Origin of the sequence: Faecalibacterium duncaniae, assembly GCF_010509575.1 — a bacterium.
Classification (GTDB): Bacteria; Bacillota; Clostridia; order Oscillospirales; family Ruminococcaceae; genus Faecalibacterium; species Faecalibacterium duncaniae.
The window spans coordinates 932,043-951,745 of record NZ_CP048437.1; the positions used below are offsets into that span (position 1 = coordinate 932,043).

Sequence of the window (19,703 nt, forward strand, 5' to 3'; positions counted from 1 at the left end):
GGCAAAGAGATGAAGCTTATGTGGACTGCCAAGGGCTCCCCCTTTGGGGGAGCTGCCGAGCAAAGCGAGGCTGAGAGGGCGAGCTTGTTTGCCGAAAAAGAACAGGCGCAATAAACAAGAGGAGCAAAAATGGCAAAACGAACAACCAAAAAAACGACCAAGCCTGTCCGCCCGCAGCTGGGCGACGGCGTTGAGATCCTGAACGCGGGCAGTGTGCTGGAAGATCCCATCACCAGCACGCTGGAGACCAACTATATGCCCTACGCGATGAGCGTCATCGTCTCCCGCGCCCTGCCCGAGATCGATGGCTTCAAGCCCGCCCACCGCAAGCTGCTGTACACCATGTACGGCATGGGGCTGCTGAAGGGTGCCCGCACCAAGTCGGCCAACATCGTGGGCAGCACCATGCACCTGAACCCCCACGGTGATGCCGCCATCTACGATACCATGGTGCGCATGGGCCGGGGCAACGAGAGCCTGCTGGTGCCCTTTGTGGACAGCAAGGGCAACTTCGGTAAGGCGTACAGCCGGGATATGTCCTGCGCCGCTGCCCGTTATACCGAGGCCAAGCTCGAGGGTGTCTGCGAGGAACTGTTCCGGGATATTGATAAGGAGACCGTGGACTTTGTGCCCAACTACGACGGCACCACCACCGAGCCGACCCTGCTGCCCGTGACCTTCCCCACCATTCTGGCCAACAATACCCTGGGCATTGCAGTCGGCATGGCCTGCAACATCTGCTCCTTCAATCTGGCAGAGCTGTGCGCCACCACCGTGGCCCTGATGAAAGATCCCAAACACGATATCTCCACCACCATGCCCGCCCCGGATTTCGTGGGCGGCGGCCAGATCCTGTACGATGAGGCCCAGATGCGGGAGGTCTATGAGAATGGCCGGGGCAGCATCAAGGTGCGTGCCCGGTACAATGTGGTGCCCGGCGAGAATATGCTGGAGATCACGCAGATCCCGCCCACCACCACTGTGGAAGCCATCATGGACAAGATCGCCGAGCTGGTCAAGGCGGGCAAGATCAAAGAGATCAGCGATATGCGGGATGAGACCGACCTGAACGGCCTCAAGCTGACCCTTGACCTCAAGCGCGGCGTGGATCCGGAAAAGCTGATGGCCAAGCTCTACAAGACCACCCCGCTGGAGGACAGCTTCAGCTGCAACTTCAACGTGCTGGTGTCCGGTCAGCCCCGGGTCATGGGTGTGCGGGAAATCCTGCAGGAGTGGACAGCCTTCCGCATGGAGTGTGTCCGCCGCCGCACCTACTACGATCTCCACGGCAAGGAAAAGCGGCTCCACCTGCTCAAGGGCCTTGCCGCCATTCTGCTGGATATCGATAAGGCCATCCATATCATCCGCACCACTGAGGAGGAGACCGAGGTGGTGCCCAACCTGATGATCGGCTTTGGCATCGACGAGGTGCAGGCCGACTATGTGGCTGAGATCAAGCTGCGTCACCTGAACCGGGAGTATATCCTCAAGCGGACGGGTGAGATCGAACAGCTGGAAAAGGACATTGCCGACCTGAACGATATTCTGGCAAAGCCTGCCCGCATCCGCCGCATCATCATCAATGAGCTGAACGATGTGGCCAAAAAGTACGCCCAGCCCCGCCGCAGCGAGATCCTGTATGATCTGCCCGAGGAGGAGAGCGGTGCCGAAGAGGAAGTCATCCCGGATTATCCTGTTACCGTGTTCTTCACCCGTGAGGGCTACCTGAAAAAGATCCCGCCCCAGAGCCTGCGCACCGCCGGTGCCCACAAGCTGAAAGAGGGCGATGAGATCATCCATCAAGTGGAGACGCGGAACAACGTGGAGGCCCTCTTCTTTACCGACAAACAGCAGGTGTACAAGGTGCGCCTGAACGAGCTGGAGGACGGCAAGGTGGCCCAGATGGGCATCTATCTGCCGGGCCGTCTGGGAATGGATGAGGGTGAGAATATCCTCGCTATGGTCATCACGGGCGATTACAGCGGTTATGTCCTCTTCTTCTTTGCGGGCGGCAAGTGCGCAAAGATCCCGCTGGCCTCTTACGCCACCAAGCAGAACCGCCGCAAGCTGCTCAAGGCCTACTCCGACAAGGAGCCGCTGGCAAAGCTGCTCTTCCTGCCCGAGGACACGGAGCTGGCCATCCGCACCAGCGCAGGCCGGATGCTGCTGGTCAACACGGCGCAGATCGCTGCCAAGACCACCCGCGACAGCCAGGGTGTTGCTGTTGTGACCCTGAAAAAGAACCAGACCATTGCATCTGTCGTCCCGGCGGAAACGCTGGAGCTTGCCAACCCCCACCGCTACCGTGTCCGCAGTCTGCCCGCCACCGGCGCGCTCATCCGCGCCGAGGACGAGGGGGAGCAGCTGACAATGCTGTAAAAAACTCCCCCAGCCTCGCATTCGCTCGACAGCCCCCTCTAGGATGGGGCCTTTGGCATGGCGGGAAAGCTTTTGCTTGAATTGCAAAGTATCCGGTTTCGCCAGAGGCTCCCTCTCCGAGGGAGCTGGCACGGCGTAAGCCGTGACTGAGGGAGTTCAAGCAGTAGCGGAGACAATTTTAAATCGTTTATCCTGAAAAGAGGAAGCTGTAATGCAGAATATTGACCTGATCTGTATTGGTAAAATGAACGCAAAATATTTTGCCGAGGGCGTGGCAGAGTACCAGAAGCGTCTGGCTGCCTTTGCGGCATTCCGGATCATCGAGCTGCCGGAGGAAAAGATCGAGGAGAAAAATGCCTCCGATGCTGTGGTGAAAAAAGCACTGGATAAGGAAGGAAAAGCCATCCTCTCCAATGTGCGCAAGGGTGCTGCCATCGTTGCCATGTGCATTGAGGGCAGGCAGATCTCCTCCGATGAGCTGGCGCAGTTCCTGGCCGACCGCGCAAACAGCGGGGCAGGGGATGTGGCGTTCGTCATCGGCTCCTCCCACGGCCTGTCCGATGAAGTGAAAAAAGCCGCAGCCCTCAGATTCAGTATGGGCCGCATCACCATGCCACATCAGCTGGCCCGCCTGGTGCTGACCGAACAGATCTACCGGGCCTGTACCATCAATGCCGGTATGAAGTATCATAAGTAAAACTTGCAAAGAGAAACAGAGGACGGAACAGGCAGCCGTCGCCCGGTGTTAGGAGATGCGGGAAACGTCAACCCGCCTGTTTCTCAGAAAGAAAGGGCCGTTGCAGAAATGCAGCGGCCTTTTGCTTTACAAATATAAGAAAACATGATAAAGTAGAGATATGCGGCAGTGGGGAAGCTGCCCGAAACAACACACACGACACGGCAAGCCAGCCGCGGACGGAAAGGATGTTATTACAATGGAACAGAGCGAAAAGACCCTTGATATGATCGTCAATCTCTGCAAGAACCGTGGTTACGTGTTCCCCGGTTCTGAGATCTATGGCGGTCTTGCCAACAGCTGGGACTACGGCCCCCTGGGCGTTGAGTTCAAGAACAACGTCAAGAAAGCATGGCTGAAGAAGTTTGTCCAGGAGAGCCCCTACAATGTGGGCCTGGATGCTGCCATCATTATGAACCCCCAGACCTGGGTGACCACCGGCCACGTTTCCAGCTTCTCTGACCCCCTGCTGGACTGCCGCGCCTGCAAGGCACGCCACCGTGCTGATAAGCTGATCGGTGAGGAGCATCCCGAGGTCAATGTGGATGCCATGAGCTTTGATGAGATGGATCAGTTCATCGCCGACCACGAGGACATCGTCTGCCCTGTCTGCGGCAAGCATGACTTTACCCCCATCCGCAAGTTCAACCTGATGTTCAAGACTGCCATCGGTGTCACCGAGGACAGCTCTTCTACCTGCTACCTGCGCCCCGAGACCGCACAGGGCATTTTTGTCAACTTTGCCAACATCCAGCGCACCACCCGCCGCAAGCTGCCCTTTGGTGTCTGCCAGGTGGGCAAGGCCTTCCGCAACGAGATCACCCCGGGCAACTTCACCTTCCGCACCCGTGAGTTCGAGCAGATGGAGTGCGAGTTCTTCTGCAAGCCCGGCACCGATCTGGACTGGTTCGCTTACTGGAAGGATTACTGCGAGAACTGGCTGCTGAGCCTGGGCATCAAGAAGGAGCATCTGCGCCTGCGTGACCACGAGCCCGCAGAGCTGGCCTTCTACAGCCGCGCTACCACTGATATCGAGTATGCCTTCCCGTTCACCGACTGGGGCGAGCTGTGGGGCATTGCAGACCGCACCAACTACGACCTGACCCGCCATCAGGAGGCCTCCGGCAAGAGCCTGGAGTACTTCGACAGCGAGACCAACGAGCACTACATCCCCTACGTGATTGAGCCCTCTCTGGGCTGCGACCGTGTGGCGCTGGCCTTCCTGTGCGAGGCTTACGATGAGGAGCATCTGGTCGATGCCAAGGGCAAGGAAGATGTCCGCACCGTCCTGCACCTGCATCCGGCTCTGGCTCCCTACAAGTGTGCTGTGCTGCCCCTGAGCAAGAAGCTGGGTGACAAGGCCATGGAGATCCGCAACGAGCTGAGCAAGTACTTCATGGTGGACTACGATGATACCGGTTCCATCGGCAAGCGTTACCGCCGCGAGGATGAGATCGGCACTCCCTACTGCATCACCGTGGACTTCGACACTGTGGGTGACGAGGCCAAGGGGATCGCAGCTGACAACTGCGTCACCGTCCGCGACCGTGATACCATGGAGCAGGTGCGTATGCCCATCTCCGAGCTCAAGAGCTATATCGAGAGCAAGATCGAGTTCTGATCCAAATAAAAACAGCCCCGCCGTTGCAATTTCGGCGGGGCTGTGGTATATTATAGATAAAGAGAGTGCTGTCCGGCAAACGGTCAGTACCTTCCCGGCAAGTTATTCACAAAGAATGACCGCTCAGGTTTGGACGCTGAGGGCGGTCATTTTTTGTGTGTAAAGATTTTCCATGCGATATCGAACACGCCAAAGCCGACGGTTGCAAGCAATGTCAGCAGGGCTAAAGTTTCCAATAGCGTCATAGAGCATCACCCCTTTCGCAGCAGAGCGTCAGGGGCACGACAAAAAATATTCGCCTCCCCGACGCTTGGGCCGGAAAGGTTAGACCGCTTACCGTATGTGGACAGCACTCCCAAGGTTAGTATAGCAGACGTTTCCCCGTTTTTCAACGACGGAAGCGTCTGTTTTCTTTTATCCGATGGACAGAATTGAAAAAAGAGGGTATACTTAGGGCAAAACAACCATGCCGTTTCTTGCGGCAGAAAGGAACCTTTTGTGAAAAACTTTGATGAACTGCTCAAAAAATACGCTGACTTTATCGTCCGGGTGGGCGTGAACCCTCAGCCGGGCCAGACCATGATCATCCGCTGCCCGCTGGAGGCTGCCCCGCTGGCCCGCCTGTGCGTGCGCAGCGGCTTCGAGGCCGGAGCCCGTGATGTTCAGGTGGACTGGAGCGACAATGCCGTATCCCGCACCCGGATGGAGCTGGGCAGCGAGGAAGCCCTGACCGACAGCAAGCCCTACCAGCTGCGCCGCTACCTCGACTACGCAGAGAGCGAGGGCAGTGTCTGCGTGCTGCACCTCATTGCGGATGACCCCGAGGTCTACGCCGGTCTGGATGGTGCCAAGATCAGCCGTGTGAACGCCGCCAACCGGAAATTTATGGCTCCCTGGCGGGAGTACACCATGAACGACAGGGTGCAGTGGTCCATTGCCGCCATGCCCAGCGCCCCCTGGGCAAAGAAGATGTTCCCCGAGCTGGACACGGATGCTGCCATCGAGAAGCTGTGGCAGCTCATCTTTGATGTCTGCCGCGTGACCGGCGGTGACCCTGTCAACGAGTGGAAGGCACATCTGGACCGTCTGACCAGTCTGGGCGAGAAGATGAATGCCCTTGATCTGGAGAGCGTCCACTTTGAGAGCGCCAACGGCACTGACCTGACCGTGGGTCTGGCCGAGAAGGCCAGCTGGGAGAGCGCTGGCAGCAAGAGCGAGAAGGGCGTGTTCTTCCTGCCCAACATCCCCACCGAGGAAGTGTTCACTGCTCCCCACAAGGATAAGGTGAACGGCATCGTCTACGGCACCAAGCCCTATGTGTTCAATGGCCAGCTCATCAAGGGATTCCATGTTACCTTCAAGGATGGCAAAGTCGTTGAGCATGGAGCCGAGGAGGGCGCTGACCTGCTGGGCCGGCTGCTGGATACCGATGAGGGTGCCCGCCATATCGGTGAGGTGGCACTGGTGCCCGCATCCAGCCCCATCAACCGCAGCGGCGCGCTGTTCTACAGCACCCTGTTCGATGAGAACGCTGCCTGCCACATCGCCTTTGGTGCCAGCTACCCCGGCACCACCGAGGGCGGCACCGGCCTGACCAAGGAGCAGCTGGAAGAACGCGGCATGAACCAGTCCACCATCCATGAGGATGTGATGATCGGTGCAGAGGACAGCCATATCACCGGCAAGTGCCGTGACGGCCGTGTGGTGGAACTGTTCCGGAACGGTGTCTGGGTGCTGTAAGGGCAAAATTTCACGAAACCCCTTGCATAATTACCGGAAGTATGCTATATTCTAATAGTACGATATAACTTTTACTGAAACGTGGGCCGCAAGGTCCGCGTTTCTTGTTTGTTTGGAGGTTTTTATGGCGAAGCAGTCTGGCGGAAATACCGCCCAGAGAGTCGAAGCGCTTGTCCGCCCCACTGTGGAGGGCATGGGCCTGCGCCTGTGGGACGTGGTCTTTGAAAAGGAAGGGCCGGACTGGTATCTCCGTGTCCTCATCGACAAAACGGACGGCACCACCATGGACACCGACACCTGTGCCGATGTCTCCCATGCGCTGGACCCCATCCTGGATGAGGCGGACCCCATTGAACAGAGCTATTATCTGGAAGTCGGCAGCCCCGGCCTGGGCCGCAAGCTGACCCGCCCGGAGCACTACGAAGCCGTTCAGGGCCAGAAGGTCAGCGTCAGGCTGTACCGGGCCAACGAGAACGGTGTTAAGGAGTTTTCCGGCCTCCTGACTTCCCGCGAAGGCAATACCATCACGCTCGAAGGCCCGGCCGGCCCCATGCAGTTTGAGCTTTCCGCCGTCAGCACGGTGCGCCTGTGTGACGACGAGGACCTGTTTGATTAAAAGAGAAAGAATGATATTTAGGAGGAACCCGAAAAATGGCTGCAGCGAACAATGAATTTTTTGAAGCTCTCTCCATGTTGGAGCATGAGCGCGGCATCACCGCAGAGTACCTGATCGAGAAGATCAAGGCTGCCATCGTGATCGCTGTCAAGAAGAACTATGAGGTCGAGGACGACAACGTTCTGGTGGAGATCGACCCCGACAGCGGCAAGTTCAACGTCGCTCTGGTGCAGAACGTTGTCGCCGATGAGGACTGGTACGATGAGCACGCCGAGATCGGCATCACCGAGGCCCAGAAGATCCGCAAGAGCTATGAGGTCGGCGACCGCGTTGTCACCCCCCTCAAGACCAAGGACTTCGGCCGCATTGCCGCCCAGACCGCAAAGCATGTCATCCGTCAGGGCATCCGGGAAGCCGAGCGCAGCCAGCAGCTGAGCGAGATCCAGTCCCGCGCCCATGATATCATCCAGGCCACCGTTACCCGCGTGGACAACGAGAAGGGCATTGTGGCCCTGGACCTGGGCAAGGGCGGCGAGGCCATCCTGCCCCGCAACGAGCAGGTGCCCGGCGAGACCTACACCGAGGGCCAGACCCTGCAGGTCTACGTTGTGGACGTGGTCAGCGGCGAGCGCGGTGCCCGCGTGATGATCAGCCGCACCCACCCGGGCCTGGTCAAGCGCCTGTTCGAGCTGGAAGTGCCCGAGATCTATGACGGCACCGTTGAGGTCAAGGCCATCAGCCGCGAGGCCGGTGCCCGCACCAAGATGGCTGTCTGGAGCAAGGATGCCAACGTCAACCCCGTTTCTGCCTGCATCGGCCCCCACGGCGACCGTGTGGCCGCTGTGGTCGAGAAGCTGGGCGGTGAGAAGATCGATATCGTCAAGTGGAGCGAGGATGTCTCCGAGTTCATCTCCGCAGCCCTGAGCCCCGCCAAGGTGCTCAAGGTCGAGCTGCTGCCCGGCGAGACCCGTTCCTGCCGCGTCACCGTGCCCGACCAGCAGCTGAGTCTGGCCATTGGCAACAAGGGCCAGAACGCCCGCCTGTGCGCCCGCCTGACCGGCTACAACATCGACATTCGCCCCGAGAGCGGCTACTACGGCGAGGACGAGGAGCCCAAGGCTGCCGAGCCCAAGACCGAGGACGCTGAGTAAGAGCGGCTGTGACCGCACCTGAAGGAGGGAAACCGGATGGCACAAAAAAAGATCCCTGCCCGCCAGTGCATCGGCTGCATGACCAGCCGCCCCAAAAAGGAACTGGTGCGGGTGGTGCGCGCCCCCAGCGGCGAGATCAGCATCGACCCCGTGGGCAAGAAGCCGGGCCGCGGCGCTTACCTCTGCCCGGACCCGGCCTGTCTGGCAAAGGCCAAAAAGAAAAAGGCGCTGGAGCGCTGCTTTGAGCAGCCGGTTCCCGCCGAGGTTTACGATGCGCTGGCCGCACAGCTGGCCGACGTGGAAAAGGAGGCCCAGCCGAATGGCGAAGCATAACAATACCCCCGAAAAGCCCAAAATGGCCCCGGAAGAAGCGCTGTTTCAGGCGCTGAGCCTCTGCCGTAAGGCAGGCGCGCTGACCATGGGCTTTGATGCCGTGGAAGATGCCTGCGTCAAGAGCAAGGCATGGCTGGTAATGGTCGCGTCCGATGCCAGCGCCAAGACCGTGCAGCGCCTGAACTACGCTGTGGGCGACTTGGTGGACGTGATCTCCATGCCACTGACCCAGGACCGCCTGGCCGATATCAGCCGCAAGCCTGTGGCTGTTTACGCGGTGACTGACCGCAACCTCGCAAAGCTCTGCTTTGACCGTCTTTCGGACTGCGGGGCAATCAAAAATGAGGAGGATATGAGCGAATGACCGTAAAATATAAAGTGAGCGATTTTGCAAAGGACCTGAATGTTTCTGCAAAGAAGGTCCTGGATGAGCTGGCTGCCATGGGCAGCACCGGCAAGAAGAACAGCTCTACCCTGGAAGAGAACGAGCTGAACTACCTGCTGGAGAAATTCAGCAAGGACAACAGCGTTGCCAGCCTGGACGAGTACCTGAACAGCGCAAAGCAGCCTGCCCAGCCTGAAAAGAAGGCGGAGAAAAAGGCCGAGAAGCCTGCGGAGAAAAAGGCAGAGCCCAAGGCCGCTGAGAAGAAGCCTGAAGCAAAGCCCGCTGCCCCTGCCGCAAAGGCAGAGCAGCCCAAGGCAAACAATAACAACAATAAGCACGGCGAGAAGAAGAACGAGCAGCACAAGAAGCGCGAGGAGAAGACGGTCTCCCTGAGCGAGCTGGCTCGCGAGACCGGTGCCAAAGCCTCTGCTGCCCCGGCTCAGTCCGTCTCTGTCCGCCGCGAGGACAGCCAGGTGACGGTCGATACCCGCACTGTGGATGTGAACGTGGACCGCTTTGATGCCCGCTATGACGATCTGGCTTCCACCAAGAACACCGAGAACCGCCGTAAGCCCACCCCGCAGGGCAACAAGCAGAAGTTCACCCAGCGCGGCCAGCGCCAGCGCCAGCAGTTCCAGAAGGGCAAGCGCGAGACCGAGTTCGAGCGCCTGCAGCGCATCCAGCTGGAAAAGGCCCGCAACGCACAGCTGAAGGTGATGATCCCCGATGAGATCACCGTCGGTGAGCTGGCTGCCCGCCTGAAGCAGCAGGCCGGCAAGGTCATTGCCAAGTTTATGCAGATGGGCGAGATGCACGCCATCAATGACGTGATCGATTTCGATACCGCATCCCTGCTGGCTGAGGAGTTCCACGCAAAGGTCGAGCACGAGGTGCATGTGACCATCGAGGAGCGCCTGTTCACCCAGGAGGAGGATTCCGCCGAGGATCTGGTGGAGCGTCCCCCCGTTGTTTGTGTCATGGGCCACGTTGACCACGGCAAGACCAGTATCCTGGATGCCATCCGCAAGACCAATGTCACCGCAGGCGAGGCTGGCGGCATCACCCAGGCCATTGGTGCATATCAGGTCAAGATCAACGACAGCCTGATCACCTTCCTGGATACGCCGGGCCACGAGGCATTCACCTCCATGCGTGCCCGCGGTGCCAACATGACCGATATCGCTGTTCTGGTCGTTGCCGCCGATGACGGCATCATGCCCCAGACCGTGGAGTCCATCAACCACGCCAAGGCTGCCAATGTCAAGATCATTGTGGCCATGAACAAGATGGATAAGCCCACTGCAAACCCCGAGCGCGTGATGGAAGGCCTGACCAAGTACGGCATCATCACCGAGGACTGGGGCGGCGACGTTGCCTGCATCCCCGTTTCCGCACTGACCGGCATGGGCATCAACGACCTGCTGGAGCGGATCGCGCTGGAGGCCGAGGTCATGGAGCTCAAGGCCAACCCCAACCGCCGCGCCAAGGGTGCTGTTGTTGAGGCTCGTCTGGACAAGGGCCAGGGCCCCATCGCCACCATTCTGGTGCAGAACGGCACCCTGCATGCCGGTGATGTCATCATTGCCGGTACCGCTGTGGGCCGTGTGCGTACCATGCGCAGCGACAAGGGCGTGCTGTTGAACGATGCAGGCCCCTCCACCCCCGTGGAGATCACCGGCCTGACCGCTGTGCCCGAGGCAGGCGACCTGTTCGAGGCCGTTGCCGACGAGCGTCTGGCCCGTGAGCTGGCAGAGCAGCGCATTGCCGCTGCCAAGGAGAAGCAGTTCTCCTCCTTCCAGAAGGTCACTCTGGATAACCTGTTCAGCCAGATGGCACAGAACGATATGAAGGAGCTGGCCATTGTCGTCAAGGCTGATGTGCAGGGCTCCGCCGAGGCCGTCAAGCAGAGCCTGGAGAAGATCTCCAATGATGAGGTGCGCGTCCGCGTCATCCACGCCGGTGTCGGTGCCATCAGCAAGTCCGACGTTGACCTGGCCGATGCCTCCAACGCCATCATCATCGGCTTCAATGTCCGCCCCGACAACGTGGCCAAGGAAGAAGCCGCCGCCACCAAGGTCGAGATGCGGATGTACCGCGTCATCTACGATGCCATCAACGATGTCACCGATGCTATGAAGGGCATGCTGGCTCCCAAGTTCCGCGAGGTCGCTCTGGGTGAGCTGCAGGTCCGTCAGGTCTACAAGATCAGCAACGTGGGCACCGTTGCAGGCTGCCGCGTGACCAGCGGCAAGATCACCCGCGACAGCAAGGTGCGCGTTGTCCGTGACGGCATCGTCATCACGGAGGACGAGATCGCATCTCTGAAGCGCTTCAAGGATGATGCCAAGGAAGTGGCCGAGGGCTACGAGTGCGGCGTTACGCTGGCAAAGTTTGCCGATGTCAAGGAAGGCGACGTATACGAGGCCTTCAAGATGGAAGAATATCGGGACTAAGGAACGGATTAAACCTCTCCGTCATTGCTTCGCAATGCCACCTCCCCTAGTAGGGGAGGCCTTGGCAGCCGGGTGAAGCCTCATCTTTATGCCAAAGGCACCCCCATTAGGGGAGCTGTCGAGCGCAAGCGAGACTGAGGGGTTTTGTTTTAGAGGAGAAGCTATGTCTCAGAAAAATATGGGTCGTCTTGCCCAGGATATGAAGCGTGAGGTCATTGCCATCATCGGACGGCTGAAGGACCCCCGCCTGGAGGGCGGTCTGCTGACCGTCACCCGTCTGGATGTGACACCTGACCTGGATGTTGCAAAGGTCTATGTGAGCGTGATGGGCCGCGAGGACGGCCCCAAGCCCGCCATCGAGGCACTGAACCGTGCCGCAGGCCATGTGCGCACCGAGGTCAGCAAGAAGATGCACATCCGGAAGGCTCCGCGCTTCATCTTTGTGGAGGACGACGGTGCCGCCTACGCAGCCCACATCAATGAGCTGCTCCGCACGCTGAACGTGAACGGTGACGCTGAGGAAACCAGCCAGCCGGAAGAGACCGAGGAATAATCAGCCTTGCGGAAAGGATGGAACATGGGATGACAGAACAGCTGAATGTACAGCAGATGGCAGAAAAGCTGCTTGCTGCGGATAACATCTTGATTCTGTGCCACAAAAACCCGGATGGTGATACGGTCGGCTGCGGCAGCGCGCTCTACTATGCGCTGCTTGCACTGGAAAAACACGCAGCCGTGCTCTGCGCCGACCCCATCCCCGGCCGGTACGCATTTACCAACCCCCGCCTGTTCAAGGGCGAATTTGAGCCGCAGATCGTGGTGGCTGTGGATGTTGCCAGCGTCCAGCTGTTTGGCGAGGGCAACGGCGTTCCCCAGTACACGCGCCATGTGGACCTGTGCATCGACCACCATGCAGGCAACAGCGGCTACGCCGAGTTCACGCTGCTGGACGGAAGCGCCGCCGCTGCGGCAGAGCTGCTGTATGAGGTGATCTGTGCCATGCATGTGGAGATCACCCCCCACATTGCCGATTGCCTGTATACCGGCCTGTCCACGGATACCGGCTGCTTCAAGTTCTCTTCCACCAAGGCCAGCACCCACATCACTGCTGCCAAGCTGATGGAGGTCGGTGCCCATGTGGAGGAGCTGAACACCCTGCTGTTTGACACCAAGTCCCGGGAGCGGATGGAAGCCGAGCGGATCGCCCGCAACCATCTGGAATATCATCTGGATGGCCGCTGCGCCCTCATTTACCTGACCCGGGATGAGATCGAGCAGAGCAGGGTAGACCCTGCGGATCTGGAAGAGCTGACCAGCCTGCCCATCAGCATTGAGGGCGTGAAGGTCGGCCTGACCCTGCGCCAGCAGCCCGGCGGCAGCTACCGCATCAGCGTGCGCACCGCCAAGGGCGTGGATGCCTGTGCCATTGCCCGCCGTCTGGGCGGCGGCGGCCACACCCGTGCGGCGGGCTGTGAGCTGCTGGGCAACCTTGACAACGCCAAGAGCGCGATCCTCTCTGAGGTGGAAGCTGTTCTTGATGCACCGCAGGAGGAAGCATGATGCAGGGGATCCTCATTGTTGATAAGCCCACCGATTGGACCAGCTTTGATGTCATTGCCAAGCTGCGGGGCATTCTGGGTACCCGGAAACTGGGCCACAGCGGTACGCTGGACCCCATGGCGACCGGTGTTCTGCCGGTGTTCTGCGGCGGGGCCAGCAAGGCAGTTGATCTGCAGCTGGACCACACCAAGGCCTACCGCGCTGTCCTCAGACTGGGCCAGCGCACCGATACCGGGGATGTGACCGGCACTGTGCTGGAGACCACCCCGGTAACGGCAGGGGAGCAGGAGCTGCTGGCCGTTCTGCCGCAGTTCCTCGGCCCCCGGATGCAGACCCCGCCCATGTACTCGGCAGTCAAGATCAACGGTCAGCCGCTCTATAAGCTGGCCCGCGAGGGCAAAACTGTGGAGCGCAAGGCCCGGCCGATCGAGATTTTGGACATCCGGTACGAGGGCAGCCCTGCGGAAAACGAGTATGCCCTGACCGTAAAGTGCTCCAAAGGCACCTATATCCGGGTGCTGCTGGAGGAGATCGCCGAAGCCATGGGCCAGAAGGGCACCATGAGCGCCCTGCGCCGCGTGGCCGCCGGGGTATATTCCGAAGCCGATGCCCACACGCTGGAAGAGATCCAGGCGGCAAAGGACGCGGGGCCGGAGGCCCTGCAGGCTCTGATGCTGCCGGTGGAAAGCGTGTTCGCCAGCCTGCCGCTGCTGGTGGCGGACGAGCGGGTGGAGCAGCACCTCTACAACGGGTGCCCCACCAGCCGCTATCCCGCTGCCGACGGCCGCTACCGCGTGCGGAACGCCGGAGGGCAGTTTCTGGGTCTTGCCAATGTGGTGAACGGTGTGCTCAAGGTGGAAAAGCTGTTCGTGGAAAGGAACTGACGACCAATGCAAATCGTTTCATCTCTGTCGCCGCTGGCGCTGGAACATGAGGGCGGCACTGCTGTTGCCATGGGCTACTTCGACGGTATCCACATCGGCCACCGTGCCGTCATTGAGGGAGCAGTGGAGTGGGCAAAGGCCCACGGCGCTGCCCCGGCGGTGTTCACCTTCAAGCTGCCCGCTGACAGCAAAATGAAGGGCCGCCGTCTGCTCTCCACCGAGGATAAGCATGCCCTGATCGCAAGCCTGGGAGTGGAGTGTTACCTCTGCCCCGAGTTTGAGGAGATCCGCGCCATGACCCCGGAGCAGTTCGTGTACGGCATCGTGCAGGACTGCCACGCCAGGGCGTTGTTCTGCGGCGAAAACTTTACCTTTGGTGCCAAGGCCGCCGGGACCCCCGAGCTGCTGAAGGAGCTCTGCGCCCCGCTGGGGGTGGAGGTCGTGGTGGTGCCCATGGCACAGTTTGAGGAAAAGCCGGTGTCCTCCACCCGCATCCGCACGGCACTGGAGGGCGGCGATGTGCCTGCCGCCAACGCCATGCTGGGGATGCCCTATGCCATCCGCTTCGCGGTGCAGCACGGGGCAGGTCTGGGCCGCACGCTGGGTGTGCCCACCATCAACCAGATCTACCCGGCGGGTTTCCAGATGCCCCGCTACGGCATCTATATCACCCGCACCCGGATCGGTGATACCTGGTATCCCTCGGCCACCGGCCTGGGGACCCGGCCCACTGTCAATTCGGACGAGACCAAGGTGACCTGCGAGACCTTTATCCCGGATTTTTCCGGTGACCTCTATGGTACCGACCCGGTGGTGGAGTTCTACGCCTACCTGAGTCCCAGCAAAAAGTTTGATACCCTGGACGAGCTGAAGGCCTGCATCGACCATGCAGCCCGGCGCGCCAAGGCCTATTTTGCAAAAGCATAGTAAAATTTTTCTTGCTTTTTGTACGGATTTCTGTTATACTAGCCATGTTACCGCGGCACGGGGCTGGGAGTATGCCCATTCGGGAGTACCGTTTTCCCGCATTCTGTGCCGACGGCAAATAAAATTTTATAAAGAGGTACTGTTACTATGAACAAGCAGGAAGTTATGGCCAAAGTCGCTCTGACCGAGAAGGACACTGGCTCCCCCGAGGTTCAGGTCGCTCTGCTGACCGCTCACATCAACGAGCTGAACGAGCACCTGAAGAAGAACCCTAACGATCACCACAGCCGCCGTGGTCTGATGAAGATGGTTGGCCGCCGCCGCAATCTGCTGGCCTACCTCCAGAAGAAGGACATCGAGCGTTACCGTGCTCTGATCGCAACCCTGGGTCTGCGTAAGTAATAGAAAACAGAGGGCAGGTACCGCATTGTGGTGCCTGCCCTTTGCTCTTTTTTGAGGAACAACAGGCCGCTGCTGCGCGTTGCAGCAGTAAATCGAGCGCCTGTGCTGTAAAAGGCACGGGCGTTGGCTTTATTGCTATGATGCGCTGGCCGCTGCCTTTTGGAAGATAAGAAGATAAACCGCAAAAGGACAAAGGAGGCAAAACCAAATGGCAATTGAATTTGGTTCCCGCAAAGAGACCTTTGAAAACTTCAAGGTCTACGAGACCACGCTGGCTGGCCGTCCGTTCAAGGTCGAGATGGGCAAGATGTGCGGCCTGTCCAACGCAAGCGCCCTGATCCGCTACGGCGAGACCTGCGTGCTGTGCAACGTTGTGATGAGCCCCAAGCCCCGCGAAGGTGTGGATTTCTTCCCCCTGAACGTGGAGTATGAGGAAAAGCTCTACGCCGCAGGCCGCATCCCCGGCAGCTTTATGCGCCGTGAAGGCCGCCCCGGTGAGCGCGCCATCCTGACCAGCCGCGTGGTGGACCGCCCCATGCGCCCGCTGTTCCCCAAGGAGATGCGCAATGATGTCTGCATCACCATGACCGTGATGAGCCTGGACCCCGATTGCAGCCCTGAAATCGCTGGCATGATCGGTGCGTCTCTGGTCACCGCTGTGTCTGAAATCCCCTGGAACGGCCCCATCGGCGGTGTTCAGGTGGGCCTGGTGGACGGCGAGATCGTCCTGAACCCCACCCAGGAGCAGCGCAAGGTGAGCGACCTGGCCCTGACCGTTGCCGCCACCATGGACAAGATCGTGATGATCGAGGCCGGTGCCAACGAGGTGGACGAGGACACCATGCTCAATGCCATCAAGGCCGCCCACGTTGAGATCAAGAAGATCATCACCTTTATCAACGGCATCGTTGCTGAGCGCGGCAAGCCGAAGATCGACTTCCAGGTGGTGGGTCTGGATATGGACGTGTTCCACGCCATCCAGAACAAGTATCTGGACGACTTCAAGGCCGCCATGGATACCGATGACAAGAATGTGCGGGATGCAGCTCTGCTGCCCATCATGGACAAGATTGCTGAGGAGTACCCCGACCTGTCTGATGCAGATCTCGACCTTGTCAGCTACAAGATGCAGAAGTACGTTGTCCGCCGCTGGCTGCTGGATGAGGGCAAGCGCGTGGATGGCCGCGGCATCAACGAGATCCGCCCGCTGGCTGCCGAAGTGGGCATCCTGCCCCGGGTCCACGGCTCCGGTATGTTCACCCGCGGCCAGACCCAGGTGCTGACCACCTGCACCCTGGGCGGCACCAAGGACAACCAGCTGATGGACGATCTGACCGACGAGCAGACCAAGCGTTACATCCATCACTATAACTTCCCGCCGTATTCTGTCGGCGAAGCCCGCGCACCCCGCAGCCCCGGCCGCCGCGAGATCGGCCACGGCGCACTGGCAGAGCGCGCTCTGGTTCCCGTGCTGCCCTCTCTGGAGGAATTCCCCTACACCATCCGCTGTGTCTCTGAGGTTCTGAGCTCCAACGGCTCCACCTCTCAGGCTTCCATCTGCGGTTCCACGCTGGCTCTGATGGATGCCGGTGTGCCCATCAAGGCACCTGTTGCCGGCATCTCCTGCGGCCTGATTACCGAGGGCGACCGCTGGATGACCATGCTGGACATTCAGGGCGTGGAGGACTTCCACGGCGATATGGACTTCAAGGTGGGCGGCACCCGCAAGGGCATCACTGCCATCCAGATGGACATCAAGATCGACGGCCTGACTTACGATATCATTGCCGAGGCCTTTGAGAAGTGCCGCAAGGGCCGCCTGTACATCCTGGACGAGATCATCAAGCCCGTGATCGCACAGCCCCGTGAGGAGCTGAGCCGCTGGGCTCCCAAGATGTTCAGCATGATGATCCCCACCGACAAGATCAAGGACGTGATCGGTAAGGGCGGCAAGGTCATCCAGGACATCTGTGCCACCTGCAACTGCAAGATCGATGTGCAGGAGGACGGCCATGTGTTCGTCTCCGCCGTGGATCAGGAGGACGCAAAGCGCGCCATCTTCACCATCAAGACCATTGTGGAGGATCCCGAGATCGGTGCCATCTACAAGGGCAAGGTCACCCGCCTGATGAACTTTGGTGCCTTTGTGGAGATCGCACCGGGCAAGGAAGGTCTGGTGCACATCTCCAAGCTGGACACCAAGCGTGTGGAGCGCGTGGAGGATGTGGTCGCCGTGGGCGATGCCATCGTGGTCAAGGTCACGGACATCGACCAGCAGGGCCGCATCAACCTGAGCCGCCGCGATGCCATTCTGGCGCTGGAAGCCAAGCGCGCCGCGCAGGAGCAGCAGTAATCCATAAATCAGAGGGACCCCACAGCCGGTTGGCTGCGGGGTCCCTTTTTGCTGTCCGAAAAAATTTTTGGGTTTCCTCTTGACAGAAATGCAAAAATATGTATTATTGTATTAGCTACTTAATACAGCAACACATAAGGAGGGCAAAGCAGAATGAGTGAACAGTTTGATGCCAGCCGCCCGATCTATGCCCAGCTGGTGGAACGGCTCAAAGCCAGAATTCTGGCGGGCACCTACCCGCCGGGGGGCCATCTGGATTCGGTGCGGGATCTGGCCGCAGCTGCCGGGGTCAACCCCAACACGATGCAGAGGGCTCTGGCCCAGCTGGAAAGTGAGGGCCTTGTGCGCACCGAGCGCACAAGCGGACGCTACGTCACGGAGGATACGAATTTGATCGAACAACTGCGGGCTGCCGCCGCCCATGACATCGCGGCAGATTTTCTGGAGAAGATGCGCAGCATCGGCTACACGCCGGAAAAGGCGGCAGCCCTGTTGGAGCACTGGGATACAGAGGAGGTAGAACCCCATGAGTAAGGTGCTGACCTGTGAAAAATTGACAAAAGTATACGGAAAGGAAAAGACCGCGCTGGACGGCATCGATCTGGAGCTGGATTTTGGCCGCATCGTAGGGCTGCTGGGCCCCAACGGCAGCGGCAAGACCACCCTGCTCAAGCTGGCCAATGGTCTGCTGCAGCCCACGGAAGGCCGCATCCGGATCGCGGGCATGGCCCCCGGCCCGGAGACCAAGGAGCTGGTCTCCTACCTGCCGGACGCCGACTGGCTGCCCGACTGGATGCGGGTGGAGGAGCTGGTGGAGATGTTCCGGGATTTTTACGGCACGCCCAGTCAGGCCAAGGCTTACATCGGCTTTGACGCCGACAAGGCCAATGAGATGCTGGCCCGGCTGAACATCGCCCCCAATGCCCGGCTCAAGACCCTTTCCAAGGGCAACAAGGAGAAGGTTCAGCTGGTGCTGGCCATGAGCCGCCACGCCCGTCTCTACCTGCTGGATGAGCCCATCGGCGGCGTGGACCCTGCGGCCCGGGACTACATCCTGAACACCATCATTTCCAACTACAGCAAGGACGCGACCGTTGTCATTTCTACCCACCTCATCGAGGACATTGAGCCGGTGCTGGACGAGGCCGTGTTCCTGAAGGACGGCAAAATCTTTGCTCACCGCGCTGTGGATGATATCCGCGAGACCGAGGGCAAGAGCGTCGATGCATATTTCCGGGAGGTATTCAAATGCTGAGGCAATTGTTGAAATATGAGTTCAAGGCCACCAAAAGCCTGTACTTCGGGCTGTATCTGGCGCTGGCGCTGTTGAGCGTGGTGCTGGGCGTGACCTTCCGGCAGGAACACGCGCTGGCTCACAGCACAAGCTTCCAGAATCTCGAAGTGATTCTGATGATCGTGTATGTCTCGGTCATCCTTGCCATCGCGGTGCTCTGCTTCGTGAACACCATCCAGCGCTTTTATCAGAACCTGCTGGGCCGGGAAGGCTACCTGATGCACACGCTGCCGGTCAATGAGAACCAGCTCATCCTCTCCAAGCTCCTCACCAGCATGGTCTGGGTGCTGTGCAGCGGCCTTGTGGGCATCGTCTGCATCACGGTGATGGTCAGCATCGGTGTGATTGACTCGGAGACCTTCGGCATGGTGGACTGGAACAGCTGGAAGCAGCTGTGGGGGATGCTGTATGGAGAACTGGGCGCGAAGTTCTGGCTGGTGACGTTCTGGACCATCCTCATCAATCTGGCCCGGCTGGCAAGCCTCATCCTCTGCGTTTACGCTGCCTGTATGATCGCCCATCAATTCCCCAAGCATGTGATGGTGGCCGGGATCCTCGCGTTTATCGGCCTGAACATCGTGGAGACCCAGCTCGATAAGCTGCTGGGCACGAATGATGTGAGTATGATCGTGGATGTCACGTACCGGGTCGTGGGTGTGAACGTGACCGGTGTGAGCTATGGAGCGACCCCGATGCGCTGGCTGACGGCGGCACTTGGAACAGACGTTGGCTATCTGTTCTGCTTTGCCGTGACTGCAGCCATTGCGGCGGCATACTTCTTCCTGACCCGGTGGCTGATGAAAAATAAACTGAATCTGGAGTAAACAAAAAGGCGGTGTGCCCGGAGCGGACACACCGTCTTTTGCTGT

At 59.6% G+C, this 19,703-nt stretch carries 18 protein-coding genes; all 18 read left to right on the forward strand.

Annotated elements, in window-relative coordinates; genetic code table 11:
- Nucleotides 1-129 precede the first annotated feature (129 nt).
- Nucleotides 130-2,379: a DNA gyrase subunit A gene (locus GXM22_RS04405; protein ID WP_005933113.1), complete on the forward strand. Its 2,250-nt coding sequence runs from the start codon at nt 130-132 to the stop codon at nt 2,377-2,379.
- Between the two features lie 211 nt (nt 2,380-2,590).
- Nucleotides 2,591-3,076, forward strand: a complete 486-nt coding sequence (gene rlmH / locus GXM22_RS04410) for a 23S rRNA (pseudouridine(1915)-N(3))-methyltransferase RlmH (RefSeq protein ID WP_005933115.1) — start codon at nt 2,591-2,593, stop codon at nt 3,074-3,076.
- A 238-nt stretch (nt 3,077-3,314) separates the two neighbouring features.
- Nucleotides 3,315-4,736: a glycine--tRNA ligase gene (locus GXM22_RS04415; protein WP_097772530.1), complete on the forward strand. Its 1,422-nt coding sequence runs from the start codon at nt 3,315-3,317 to the stop codon at nt 4,734-4,736.
- A 498-nt stretch (nt 4,737-5,234) separates the two neighbouring features.
- Nucleotides 5,235-6,476 (forward strand): aminopeptidase, encoded by a 1,242-nt coding sequence (locus tag GXM22_RS04420; protein WP_005933122.1) that lies wholly within the window; start codon nt 5,235-5,237, stop codon nt 6,474-6,476.
- 124 nt (nt 6,477-6,600) lie between these two features.
- The gene (locus GXM22_RS04425; RefSeq protein WP_005933125.1) at nt 6,601-7,092 is read left to right on the forward strand and encodes a ribosome maturation factor RimP; all 492 of its coding nucleotides are present in this window, start codon (nt 6,601-6,603) and stop codon (nt 7,090-7,092) included.
- Between the two features lie 35 nt (nt 7,093-7,127).
- Nucleotides 7,128-8,243: a transcription termination factor NusA gene (gene nusA, locus GXM22_RS04430; RefSeq protein WP_097770979.1), complete on the forward strand. Its 1,116-nt coding sequence runs from the start codon at nt 7,128-7,130 to the stop codon at nt 8,241-8,243.
- A gap of 36 nt (nt 8,244-8,279) precedes the next feature.
- Nucleotides 8,280-8,576 (forward strand): RNase P modulator RnpM, encoded by a 297-nt coding sequence (gene rnpM, locus GXM22_RS04435; protein ID WP_005933128.1) that lies wholly within the window; start codon nt 8,280-8,282, stop codon nt 8,574-8,576.
- Nucleotides 8,563-8,940 carry a L7Ae/L30e/S12e/Gadd45 family ribosomal protein gene (locus tag GXM22_RS04440; protein WP_005933129.1) on the forward strand — a complete coding sequence of 126 codons (378 nt, stop codon included), beginning with the start codon at nt 8,563-8,565 and terminating at the stop codon, nt 8,938-8,940. Before rnpM ends, GXM22_RS04440 begins: the two co-directional genes overlap by 14 nt.
- Nucleotides 8,937-11,414: a translation initiation factor IF-2 gene (gene infB / locus GXM22_RS04445; protein WP_005933130.1), complete on the forward strand. Its 2,478-nt coding sequence runs from the start codon at nt 8,937-8,939 to the stop codon at nt 11,412-11,414. The genes GXM22_RS04440 and infB overlap by 4 nt, the downstream gene beginning before the upstream one ends.
- A gap of 163 nt (nt 11,415-11,577) precedes the next feature.
- Nucleotides 11,578-11,967, forward strand: coding sequence for a 30S ribosome-binding factor RbfA (gene rbfA, locus GXM22_RS04450; protein WP_097772525.1), 390 nt, complete (start codon nt 11,578-11,580; stop codon nt 11,965-11,967).
- Between the two features lie 17 nt (nt 11,968-11,984).
- Nucleotides 11,985-12,974, forward strand: coding sequence for a DHH family phosphoesterase (locus tag GXM22_RS04455; protein ID WP_005933132.1), 990 nt, complete (start codon nt 11,985-11,987; stop codon nt 12,972-12,974).
- Nucleotides 12,974-13,858: a tRNA pseudouridine(55) synthase TruB gene (gene truB, locus GXM22_RS04460; RefSeq protein ID WP_035394168.1), complete on the forward strand. Its 885-nt coding sequence runs from the start codon at nt 12,974-12,976 to the stop codon at nt 13,856-13,858. Before GXM22_RS04455 ends, truB begins: the two co-directional genes overlap by 1 nt.
- Nucleotides 13,859-13,864: 6 nt before the next feature.
- Complete coding sequence (gene ribF / locus GXM22_RS04465; protein WP_005933136.1) at nt 13,865-14,785, forward strand: riboflavin biosynthesis protein RibF; 921 nt, start codon at nt 13,865-13,867, stop codon at nt 14,783-14,785.
- A 147-nt stretch (nt 14,786-14,932) separates the two neighbouring features.
- Nucleotides 14,933-15,187: a 30S ribosomal protein S15 gene (gene rpsO / locus GXM22_RS04470; protein ID WP_005933138.1), complete on the forward strand. Its 255-nt coding sequence runs from the start codon at nt 14,933-14,935 to the stop codon at nt 15,185-15,187.
- A 208-nt stretch (nt 15,188-15,395) separates the two neighbouring features.
- A complete protein-coding gene (locus GXM22_RS04475) occupies nt 15,396-17,540 on the forward strand; it encodes a polyribonucleotide nucleotidyltransferase (protein ID WP_005933140.1) in 2,145 nt (714 codons plus the stop codon).
- Nucleotides 17,541-17,693: 153 nt separating this feature from the next.
- Complete coding sequence (locus tag GXM22_RS04480; RefSeq protein WP_005933142.1) at nt 17,694-18,074, forward strand: GntR family transcriptional regulator; 381 nt, start codon at nt 17,694-17,696, stop codon at nt 18,072-18,074.
- On the forward strand, nt 18,067-18,795 hold the full coding sequence (locus tag GXM22_RS04485) for an ABC transporter ATP-binding protein (protein ID WP_005933144.1): 729 nt from the start codon (nt 18,067-18,069) through the stop codon (nt 18,793-18,795). The genes GXM22_RS04480 and GXM22_RS04485 overlap by 8 nt, the downstream gene beginning before the upstream one ends.
- Complete coding sequence (locus GXM22_RS04490; RefSeq protein ID WP_005933145.1) at nt 18,789-19,658, forward strand: hypothetical protein; 870 nt, start codon at nt 18,789-18,791, stop codon at nt 19,656-19,658. Before GXM22_RS04485 ends, GXM22_RS04490 begins: the two co-directional genes overlap by 7 nt.
- Nucleotides 19,659-19,703: the final 45 nt, after the last annotated feature.